We start from the raw sequence: 11,348 nt of genomic DNA, 5'->3' as shown, positions 1-11,348 counted from the left end.
TATAGCAGAATCCCTTAATCCATAAGGATTTTGGGATTCTGCAAAGACCTAAATAATTTTAAGAAAAGGGGGATGGATAAAAATGCAATTGATTTGGTTTTTAAAAGCATTGACTAATTACATAACTACACCATTGCCTTTACCACCTTATGATGTGGCATAAAGATACTGTAAAAAAATGTATAGACTGTTTAAAACCTCCTTCTTGGTGAAAAATTGGATTATAAACTAAACCAAGAAGGAGGTTTTTAAAAATGTTACTATTGCTAAAAGAACAATTAAAAAGTTTCACTAGTGAAAACAATATTCAATCTGTCATAGACCTTTATACAATCATTAAAAGAACTATTTAATGTTTGTTTAGTGTAAAATAAAAATATTGCAAAGAACAATGGTTTTTTGCAGTCGGTCCCGTTATGAATGTAATTTTAGCTTTTTTTCTGCTTTTTATAGCGTTTTACAATATTGGTGGTCAAATACCTCAAGTAAAATCTGTAATAAACGGATATCCAGCACAAAAGCGAGAATTTTATCTGCTGATAAAATTATTATGGTTAATAATACCAAAATAAATTAATGGAATGAATTAGAAAAAATTATAAATTTAAATAATAGAGTTATCAGTTTAAAAATAGAAAGAGATGATATTATTTTAACAAAAGAAATAAAGGCTATTTTTGATAATAAAACCTCGAATAAAATGATAGGGATAGTACCAGAATATTAAAGATTATGTTACTTCGCTTTTAAAATTTCCATTTATCAGACCTTATATTTCTCAAAAATGATAATATTATCACTTGTTATTTGATTACAGGTAAAGTTTCTGCAAATGATATTATGGGTCCAGTTGGCATTGTACAGGCAGTTGGTATAATAAGCGTAAATTTAGGCCTTTTTAATCTATTGCCTTTGCCGGCTTTAGATGGCGGAAGGATTTTGTTTGTATTAGCAGAGGCAATAAGAGGGAAACCCTTACCACCTGAAAAAGAAGGCTATATCCATTATTTGGGTTTTTTACTGTTGATTGCATTGCTTATTTTTGTAACCTATAGGGATATTTTACGTATTTTTTAAAAGGTGAAAAAAATGAGGAAAATTACTCGAGAAGTGAAAATAGGAAATAAAAAGATTGGTGGAAATAATCCAATTTTGGTTCAGTCTATGACTAACACGGATACCCACGATATTGAAAAAACAATAGAGCAGATAAGAAGACTAGAAGCTGAAGGCTGTGATATTATAAGAGTTGCTGTTCCGGATATGGAAGCAGCTGAAGCAATAAAAGAAATAAAGAAAAATATAAATATTCCTTTGGTAGCAGATATTCATTTTGATTATCGGTTAGCTATAAAATCAATTGAAAATGGAGCAGACAAGATAAGAATTAATCCTGGAAACATAGGAAGAGAAGAAAATATCAAAAAAGTGGTAGAAATAGCAAAAGAAAGAGGTGTTCCTATTAGAATAGGCGTAAATTCTGGCTCTTTAGAAAAAGAAATATTATATAAATACAAGGGAATAACTGCCGAAGCAGTTGTGGAAAGCGCCTTAAAAAGCGTTTTAATTTTAGAAAAGTTGGGCTTTTATGATATAGTTATTTCGCTAAAAACTCCAAATGTACCTCTTACTATAGAGGCCTATAAACTTGCTTCTTCAAAAGTAGATTATCCGTTACACGTAGGTATAACAGAGGCGGGAACTATTGAAGCTGGCACTATAAAATCTGCTATAGGAATAGGAACATTGCTTTATTTAGGAATAGGAGATACAATAAGAGTTTCTTTAACGGGTGATCCAGTCCATGAGGTGAGAGTAGGGAGACAGATTTTACGTTCTTTAGGTCTTTTAAAAGAAGGAGTCGAAGTCATTTCCTGCCCTACCTGCGGTAGAACAAAAATTGACTTAATAAAATTAGCACAAGAAGTAGAAAAAAGGACAAGGCATATTAAAAAGCCCTTAAAAGTTGCTGTTATGGGATGTGTTGTAAACGGACCAGGGGAAGCAAAAGAAGCTGATATAGGTATAGCAGGAGGAGATGGAGAAGGAGTTATTTTTAAAAAAGGAAAAGTTTATAAAAAAGTTAAAGAAGAAGAATTAATAGAAGAATTGACGAAAGAAATTGAAAAATTACTCGAGGAGGATTCTTAATGATTTCTGTTGTAATCCCAGCTTTTAATGAAGGAAAAAATATTGGGAGAGTTTTGTCAGTCTTAGAAACAATAGACATGATTGATGAAATCATAGTTGTAAATGATGGTTCTACGGATGATACAAAAGAGCAAGCCTTAAAACACGATGTAAAGCTAGTAGATTTGCCGAAAAATCAAGGCAAGGGGAAAGCATTAAAAGCAGGAATAGATAATGCTAAAGGCGATATTATCGTCATGTTAGATGCCGATTTGATTGGACTTACTGAAAAACATTTTGTAAATCTCGTATCTCCTGTATTAAAGGATGAAGCAGATATGACAATTGGAATTTTTTCCGGTGGAAGGAAATCTACAGATTTTGCACAGAAGGTAGCACCTTTTTTGTCAGGCCAAAGGGCAATAAAAAGGCAATTTTTAGAAAACATTGAAGAGATGGAAATCAGTAGATTCGGAGTGGAGATTGCTTTAAATAGACATGCTAAAAAGAATAAGTTAAGGGTGGTAAATGTGCCTCTTGAGAATTTGAGCCATGTCATGAAAGAAGAAAAGCTGGGATTAATGAGAGGATTTTATGCGCGATTAAGAATGTATTTTGATATTTTAAAAATGTGGATTTAGAAAGAGGGATTTGATGATTCCAGCATCTTTTCCGCAGGAATTTGAAATAAAAAAAGTAAAACTGTTAAAAAAAGATAGAAAATTAATTGTAAGCGTATCTTCCAATAATAACGTAAATTCTCAGATAAGAAAATTCCAGGATTTTTTGCTTAATAAATTTCCTTTAATTAAAGAAGTAGAAGTCGTAGTAGAACAGGAGAAAAAATTTAATAGTCTTCAAGACATAATAGACAATTTTGAGGAAATAATCTTAAAAATAAGCGAGGAATACCCTGCTTCTCTTAGTTTTTTAAAAACCTGTGATATAGTAACAGAAAATCAAAAGATAATAATTAAAGCTCCAAATGAAGTAATATATGAATTTATAAAAAGCAATAAAATGGACTTTATTCTTAAGGAATTTTTACAGAAAGAATATGGGCTTAAAACAGAAATAGATGTAGTCCTTTTAGAAGAGTTTGAAGATACAATGGAAAGAATGATAATGGAGGAAGATATAAAAGTTATTGAAGAAATCACTAAAAGCGGGCAGAAGCAAGAAACCGGCAAAACAACAGAAAAAATGGAGGATAAAGAAGATTCCCAAGTACTTTTAGGAAAGGAAATAAAAGCTGAAGCAATATCTATCAAAGATATTACTGCAGAAACAGAAGAAGCGATAATTGAAGGTGAAATCTTTTCTCTCGAATTTAAGGAATTAAAGTCTAAAATTTTAATGACTTTTGATATAACTGATTATACTTCATCGATACTTGTAAAAGCCTTTTTAACTGAGGAAAAGTATAATTCTTTAAAAGAAAATATTCAAGTAGGCGGTTTTGTAAAATTAAGAGGGAAAGTTTTCTACGACAAATATGAAGGAGACTTAGTAATAAGTTTAAAAGACCTGCAGTTGATATCTCCGAAAGAAAGAAAAGATTTAAGTGAAGAAAAAAGAGTGGAACTTCACTTACACACTCAAATGAGCAGTATGGATGCAGTAGCCTCTGCAACAGAAGTGATTAAAAGAGCAGCAAAATGGGGACATAAAGCCATTGCTATAACAGACCATGCAGTTGTACAGGCATTTCCTGAAGCGATGGAAGCATCTTCTAAATACGGTGTAAAAGTCATATACGGTGTAGAAGGTTATTTAGTGGATGATGGTGTACCTATTGTAACAGGAGATACAGAAGCCACTTTAGAAGATGAATTTACTGTTTTTGATATAGAGACGACGGGTCTTTCCAATATAAATGATGAAATAATTGAAATTGGTGCAGTAAAAATAAAAGAAGGCAAAATAATAGATACTTTTGAAACCTTTGTTAATCCCAAAATCCCTATTTCTTCTTTTATAACAAAACTTACTGGAATTGATGAATCTATGGTTAAAGATGCTCCTTCTATAGAAGAAATATTACCTAAATTCTTGGAGTTTGCTTCTAATAGTGTTTTAGTAGCTCATAATGCAAATTTTGATGTGTCTTTTATAAAATCTAAAGCTAAAAAATTTAATTTAAATGTAAACAATGCAGTTTTAGATACCTTAGAACTAAGTAGACATTTATATAAGGACTTGAAAAATTACAAGCTAGACACACTGGCTGAGCATTTACAAGTAAAATTGGAACACCACCACAGAGCAGTAGACGATGCTATGGCTACAGCTGAAATATTTATAAAAACTATTGATAGGTTAAAAGAATTAGGAGTAGAAAAAGTAAAAGATATAAATGCTATATTAAAAGAAAGTGAAGTTGACATACGGAAACTTCCTGTCTATCATGTCACGATTTTGGTAAAAGACCAAAAAGGATTGAGAAATTTATACGAAATAATCTCTAAATCCAATTTGGAATATTTTCATAGAACACCTCGTATTCCCAAAAGTTTACTTATTAGTATGAGAGAAGGCCTTATTATTGGTTCTGCTTGCGAACAAGGGGAAGTTTTTAGGGCGATTGTATCTAACTTAGAAGAAAAGAAACTAGAGAATATTATTTCTTTTTACGATTACTTAGAAGTACAACCTGTTGGTAATAATGAGTTTTTAATTGAAAAAGGAGAAGTAAAAAGCGTAGAAGAATTAAGAGAAATTAATCGAAAAATTTATCTTTTAGGTAAAAAATACAACAAATTAGTAGTGGCAACAGGAGATGTGCACTTTTTAGATCCATGGGATGATATATACAGAAAAATTTTAATGGCAGGAAAAGGATATAAGGATGCAGATAGGCAGCCGCCTTTGTATTTTAAAACAACTGATGAGATGCTAAAAGAATTTGAATATTTAGGAGAAGAAGTAGCGAAAGAGATTGTAATTGATAATCCTAATAAAATTGCTGACCTTGTAGAAGAAGTAAAACCTATGCCAGATGGAACATTCCCTCCTGTGATAGAGGGGGCTGAAGAAGAATTAAGAAAGCTTACTTTAGATAAAGCCCATGAAATATACGGTGACCCTTTGCCAGAAATAGTACAAAATCGTTTGGATAGAGAATTAAATTCTATAATTAACAATGGATATGCAGTTATGTATATTATAGCTCAAAAATTAGTGTCTAAGTCTTTAAAAGATGGTTATTTGGTTGGTTCTAGAGGTTCTGTAGGCTCTTCTTTAGTAGCCACTATGAGCGGAATAACAGAAGTTAACCCGTTGCCGCCTCATTATGTTTGTCCAAATTGTAAGTATTCCGAGTTTATAACTGATGGAAGCTATGGTGGTGGTGTGGACATGCCGGACAAAATTTGTCCTCACTGTGGTACTTTGATGAAGAAGGATGGCTTTGATATACCCTTTGAAGTGTTTTTAGGGTTTGAAGGAGATAAAGAACCCGATATTGACCTCAATTTTTCTGGAGAATACCAACCTATTGCTCATAAGTATACAGAAGAACTTTTTGGAAAAGGACACGTTTTTAGAGCAGGTACTATTGGAACTTTAGCAGATAAAACTGCTTATGGATTTGTGAAAAAATATTTTGAAGAACGTAGTTTAGTAGTTCATAAGTCAGAAATCAAAAGGCTTACTATGGGATGCACAGGGGTAAAAAGAACTACAGGACAACATCCAGGTGGAATAATGGTAGTGCCAAAGGACAAGAGCATTTACGACTTTACTCCAATACAGCATCCTGCAGATGCAGAAGACACTGATGTTATAACGACTCATTTTGATTACCATTCAATAAGCGGAAGGCTTTTAAAACTGGATATTTTAGGGCATGATGACCCTACAGTTATCAGAATGCTTGAAGATTTAACCGGCGTTAATGCAAGAGAGATTCCTTTGGATGATAAGAAAACTATGAGCTTATTCACCAGCGTAGAAGCATTGGGAATAGACCCTGAAGAACTAAATACTCCTGTGGGTACTTTGGGATTGCCTGAGTTCGGAACGAAGTTTGTAAGACAGATGCTTATTGAGACTCGTCCTACTACTTTTGCAGAACTAGTACGCATAAGCGGACTTTCTCACGGCACTGATGTATGGCTTAACAATGCTCAGGACATAATAAGAGAAGGAATAGCTACATTAAAAGAAGTAATATCTACAAGAGATGATATAATGCTTTATCTGATAAGCAAAGGTATGGATAAAAAATTATCCTTCAAAATAATGGAAAATGTAAGAAAGGGCAAAGGTGTGACGCCAGAAGAAATAGAGGAAATGAAAAAACACGGTGTTCCAAATTGGTTTATTGAGTCTTGCCAAAAAATAAAATATATGTTTCCTAAAGCCCATGCTGTGGCATATGTAATAATGGCATTTCGAATTGCTTATTTTAAAGTTCATTATCCAGAAGCCTTTTATGCTACATACTTTACTGTTAGAGCAGATGACTTTAATTTGGATATTGTATTAAAAGGGAGAGACAGCATAAAAAATGCTATAAAAGAGATAGAAGCGAAAGGAAATAATGCTAGTCCTAAAGAAAAAAGCCTTTTAACAGTATTAGAAGTAGCTTTAGAGATGTACTTAAGAGGATTTAAGTTTATAAATGTAGACTTATATAAATCTGATGCTGTCAAATTTTTGATTACTGAAGAAGGATTGCTACCACCTCTTAATTCGTTAGAAGGAGTAGGAATACAAGCAGCCAAAACAATTGCGCAAGAAAGAGAAAATGGCAAATTTCTATCTGTTGAAGATTTTAGAAACAGGACAAAGGTCAGTAAAACGGTTATAGAAATATTAAAACAACATGGCTGCTTAAATGATTTGCCAGAATCTAATCAATTAAGTTTATTTTAGTGTTGCGTTGGCAAAAGGTGTATGTTATAATTGTTATGTCAACATAGAGTTTTTGCAAAAAAGAGTGGGGTTCCCCACTCTTTAGTTTATATAAGTTTATATAACAAAAATAGAAAATTTTAGGAGGAGAATAGGATATGTCCAAGATAGAACAAATTGCAAAGGACTTAGTAACGCCTATTTTAGAAAAAAATAATTTTGAGTTAGTAGATGTAGAATACAAAAAGGAAGGGAATAACTGGTATTTGAGAGTTTATATAGATAAAGAAGGGGGGATTACTTTAGATGATTGTCAATTGGTTAGTGAATATTTAAGCGATAGATTAGATGAAGTAGATCCAATAGAACATAGCTATATTTTAGAAGTATCTTCTCCAGGTTTGGATAGACCTCTTAAAAAACCACGAGATTTTGAAAGAAATATCGGAAAAGAAATAGAAATATCCCTATATTCTCCTATTGATAAAAGGAAAAAGTTTGAAGGGGAACTTATAGAGTTTACTGGAGATAAAATAATTATTCTCTATAACGGTGAAAGAAAGGAATTTGATATGAAGAATGTAAGTCTTGTTAAACCAGTAATAAAGTTTTAAAATTAAGGAGGGGAAATAATAATGAACACAGAATTCATAGAAGCTTTAAATTCGATCTGTGAAGAAAAAGGAATACCAAAAGATACAATGTTTGAAGCGATAGAAGCTGCCTTAGTTTCTGCTTATAAAAAGAATTATGGGTCTTCGCAAAATGCTAAAATTGTGATGGATAGAGAAACAGGTGATGTAAAAGTTTATGCACAAAAAACAGTGGTGGAAGAGGTCTACAATGACCTCTTAGAAATAAGTTTAGAAGAAGCGAGAAAAATAAACAAAAAATATCAAATAGGAGATATAGTTGATATAGAAGTAACGCCAAAAAATTTTGGCAGGATTGCAGCGCAAACCGCAAAACAAGTTGTGATTCAACGGATTAGAGAAGCAGAAAGAAATGTGAGTTATGAAGAATTTTTGAGCAAAGAAACAGAAGTAATAACAGGGATTGTAACCCGAGCAGATAAAAAAAATGTACTCATTAATTTAGGCCGAGTGGAAGCAATACTAGGCCCAGCAGAACAAATTCCAGGGGAGACTTTTGCACCAGGTGACAGAGTTAAAGTGTATATTGTAGAAGTAAAAAAGACTACTAAAGGCCCTCAAATTTTGATTTCTCGTTCACATCCAGGACTTGTAAAAAGATTATTTGAATTGGAGTCACCTGAAATTCAACAAGGAATAGTTGAAATCCGGAGCATTGCCCGAGAAGCTGGTTCACGGACAAAAATGGCGGTTTTTAGCAGAGATGAAAATGTAGACCCTGTAGGAGCTTGTGTTGGATATAAAGGAGCAAGAGTACAAGCTGTTGTCAATGAACTAAAGGGAGAAAAAATAGATATAGTCAAGTGGAGTTCAAAACCTCAGGAATTCATAATAAATGCTTTAAGTCCAGCAAGAGCGTTAAGTATAGAAATTTTAGATGAGAAAGAAAAAGTAGCAAGAGTAATTGTGCCTGATTACCAACTCTCTTTAGCAATTGGAAAAGAAGGACAAAATGCTAGGCTGGCGGCAAAGCTCACAGGTTGGAAAATAGACATAAAAAGTGAATCAATGGTAAAAAGTTAGGTGAGGTGAAAAGATGAAGACCAAAAAGGTTCCAATGAGAATGTGCTTAGGCTGTCAGCAGATGAAACCGAAAAAGGAATTAATACGCATTGTAAGACGAGCAAAAGATTCAATTGTACAGGTAGATTTAACAGGAAAAGTACCGGGAAGAGGTTGCTATATTTGCAAAGATATAAATTGTCTTGAAAAAGCTTTTAAAAATAGAAGATTAGAAAAAGCTCTAGAAGTACCAATTTCTGATGAAATTTACGAACAATTAAAGAGGGAGATAGTGGATGAAGAATGACAGATTTCATTCTATGCTCGGATTAAGTAAAAAAGCCGGTAAACTTGTCTCTGGCAATTATAGTGTGGATAAGTACCTCAAACTTAAAAAAATCTTTTTAGTGGTATTGGCCACTGACGTGTCAAAGAATACTTTTAAAAAGTTTGCTACAATGTGTGAACGAAATAAAGTCCCCTATATTGTATATTCCACAAAAGAGCTATTGGCAAAAGCGATAGGAAGAGAAATAGTCGGGGTAATTGGCATTACAGACGAGGGATTAGCAAAAGTATTACTAGATGCTGCAAAGGAGGAAAATTATGGAGGTGAATAAAATGTCTAAAACAAGAGTTTATGAATTAGCAAAAGAATTGAATTTATCTAGTAAAGACCTTATATCCAGATTAAACGATTTGGATATAAAAGTTAAAAACCACATGAGTACGTTGGAAGATGAAGAAGTAGACTTAATCATGGATTTACTAAGTGACAAACCACAACAAACGGATGAAATAAATCAACAGGAAGAAGATATATTTGAAGATAATTTAGAGGATTTGGAAGAAGAGAGAGCTTACAAAAAGAGTTTCAAAAAAGGTGGTAAGAAAAATAAGAAGAATAACAAAAAAGTGATTTTAACAGAGGAAAAACAAGAGGACGAAATTAAAATAATCACTATTCCCGAGTTTTTGACTGTAAAAGAGTTAGCAGAAAAAATGAAAGTCAATCCTACAGAGATAATTAAAAAGTTAATTGCAAAAGGAATAATGGTTACAGTAAATCAACAGATTGATTTTGAAAATGCATCTAAAATTGCTGAAGAATATGGATTTTTGGTGGATAAAGAAGAAGTAAAAGATGAATTAGAATTGTTGTTAGAAGAAGCGCCTGATGATGAAAAAGATTTGCAACCTCGTCCACCTATTGTTACTGTAATGGGCCATGTGGACCATGGTAAAACTTCTTTATTAGATGCCATTAGAAATACAAATGTCACTATGAAAGAAATGGGAGGAATCACACAGCATATAGGTGCCTCTGTAGTTGAGGTAAATAACAAAAAAATTGTGTTTTTAGATACGCCTGGCCATGAAGCTTTTACTGCTATGAGAGCAAGAGGAGCCAGCATTACAGATATTGTCGTTTTAGTCGTAGCTGCAGATGATGGTGTTATGCCTCAAACAGTAGAAGCAATAAACCACGTGAAAGCTGCCAATGCACCTATGATTGTAGCTATAAACAAAATAGATTTGCCGACTGCAAATCCTGATAAGGTAAAGACAGAGCTAAGTGAGCTAGGGTTAGTGCCAGAAGAATGGGGAGGAAATACAATTTGTGTACCTGTTTCTGCAAAGAAAAATATAGGTATAGATAATCTTTTAGAAATGATTTTGCTGGTGGCTGAAATGGAAGATTTAAAAGCTAATCCGAATAAGCCAGCAAGAGGTACTATAATAGAAGCGAAGTTAGAAAAAGGAAAAGGTCCTGTTGCAACCGTAATTGTACAAAATGGTACTTTACAAATAGGAGATGCTATTTTAGCGGGTACCACCTATGGAAGAGTAAGGGCAATGTTTGATGACAAGGGGAAAAGAATTAAAAAAGCCGGGCCTTCTACGCCAGTGGAGGTTTTGGGCTTTTCTGAAGTACCAGAAGCCGGAGATAAGCTCATAGTAGTAGAGGAAGAAAAAAAAGCAAGAGAATTGGCAGAAAGACGTAAAGAACTTCAAAAAGAAATGGAACTTAAACGAAAGCAAAAAGTTTCACTAGAGGACTTATTTAGTCAAATACAGGAAGGTAGCGTAAAAGAATTAAATATTATCATAAAAGCTGATGTTCAAGGTTCAGTAGAAGCATTAAAGAAATCCATTGAAGACTTAAGCAACGAAGAAGTTAGAATAAAGGTAATTCACGGAGCAGTAGGCGCAATAACAGAAACGGATGTTATGCTTGCATCAGCTTCTAATGCCATAATAATAGGTTTCAATGTAAGACCAGAAACTAACGCTAAAAATCTCGCAGAAAAAGAAAAGGTAGATATAAAGCTTTATCGAATTATATATGAGGCTATTGAAGATATTAAAGCAGCTATGAAAGGTCTGTTAGAGCCAAAATATAAAGAAGTAGAGTTAGGAAGAGCTGAAGTTAGGGCTGTTTTTAGGGTACCTGGTGTAGGAAATGTAGCTGGCTGTTATGTGTTAAGTGGTAAAATTTTAAGAAATGCCGATGTACGTATAATAAGAAATGGTATTGTAGTCTATGAGGGTAAAATTGCTTCTTTAAAGAGATTTAAAGATGATGTGAGAGAAGTACAACAAGGATTTGAATGCGGTATAGGTATAGAGAAATTCAACGACATAAAAGAGGGTGACATAATAGAGGCTTATCAAATGGAAGAAATTCCTCGTTGAAAGGATGAA

The 11,348-nt window shown here is 33.1% G+C and carries 8 protein-coding genes and 1 pseudogene; all 9 read left to right on the top strand.

Annotated elements, in window-relative coordinates; all coding sequences use genetic code 11:
* Positions 1–398: 398 nt before the first annotated feature.
* Positions 399–1,077: pseudogene (locus I4N53_RS12555) on the top strand (site-2 protease family protein); the annotation flags it as partial.
* 12 nt (positions 1,078–1,089) lie between these two features.
* A complete protein-coding gene (ispG, locus tag I4N53_RS09165) occupies positions 1,090–2,151 on the top strand; it encodes a flavodoxin-dependent (E)-4-hydroxy-3-methylbut-2-enyl-diphosphate synthase (RefSeq protein ID WP_013150326.1) in 1,062 nt (353 codons plus the stop codon).
* A complete protein-coding gene (locus I4N53_RS09160) occupies positions 2,151–2,771 on the top strand; it encodes a glycosyltransferase family 2 protein (protein ID WP_214496084.1) in 621 nt (206 codons plus the stop codon). The genes ispG and I4N53_RS09160 overlap by 1 nt, the downstream gene beginning before the upstream one ends.
* A 13-nt stretch (positions 2,772–2,784) precedes the next feature.
* Entirely contained in the window at positions 2,785–7,008 is a 4,224-nt protein-coding gene (locus I4N53_RS09155; RefSeq protein ID WP_214496083.1) for a PolC-type DNA polymerase III, read from the top strand.
* Between the two features lie 137 nt (positions 7,009–7,145).
* Positions 7,146–7,601, top strand: a complete 456-nt coding sequence (gene rimP, locus I4N53_RS09150; RefSeq protein ID WP_012995248.1) for a ribosome maturation factor RimP — start codon at positions 7,146–7,148, stop codon at positions 7,599–7,601.
* A 21-nt stretch (positions 7,602–7,622) separates the two neighbouring features.
* Positions 7,623–8,663 (top strand): transcription termination factor NusA, encoded by a 1,041-nt coding sequence (nusA, locus tag I4N53_RS09145; protein WP_214496082.1) that lies wholly within the window; start codon positions 7,623–7,625, stop codon positions 8,661–8,663.
* A gap of 13 nt (positions 8,664–8,676) precedes the next feature.
* Positions 8,677–8,949, top strand: a complete 273-nt coding sequence (rnpM, locus tag I4N53_RS09140; RefSeq protein WP_012995246.1) for an RNase P modulator RnpM — start codon at positions 8,677–8,679, stop codon at positions 8,947–8,949.
* Positions 8,939–9,262, top strand: coding sequence for a ribosomal L7Ae/L30e/S12e/Gadd45 family protein (locus I4N53_RS09135; protein ID WP_012995245.1), 324 nt, complete (start codon positions 8,939–8,941; stop codon positions 9,260–9,262). Before rnpM ends, I4N53_RS09135 begins: the two co-directional genes overlap by 11 nt.
* The gene (gene infB, locus I4N53_RS09130) at positions 9,249–11,339 is read left to right on the top strand and encodes a translation initiation factor IF-2 (protein ID WP_304650859.1); all 2,091 of its coding nucleotides are present in this window, start codon (positions 9,249–9,251) and stop codon (positions 11,337–11,339) included. Before I4N53_RS09135 ends, infB begins: the two co-directional genes overlap by 14 nt.
* Positions 11,340–11,348 lie beyond the last annotated feature (9 nt).

Source organism: Thermoanaerobacter sp. CM-CNRG TB177, from assembly GCF_018588165.1.
In the GTDB taxonomy this organism is placed as follows: domain Bacteria; phylum Bacillota; class Thermoanaerobacteria; order Thermoanaerobacterales; family Thermoanaerobacteraceae; genus Thermoanaerobacter; species Thermoanaerobacter thermocopriae.
The sequence above is the reverse complement of the archived record's forward strand: the minus strand, read 5'-3'. Positions and strand labels throughout refer to the sequence as shown.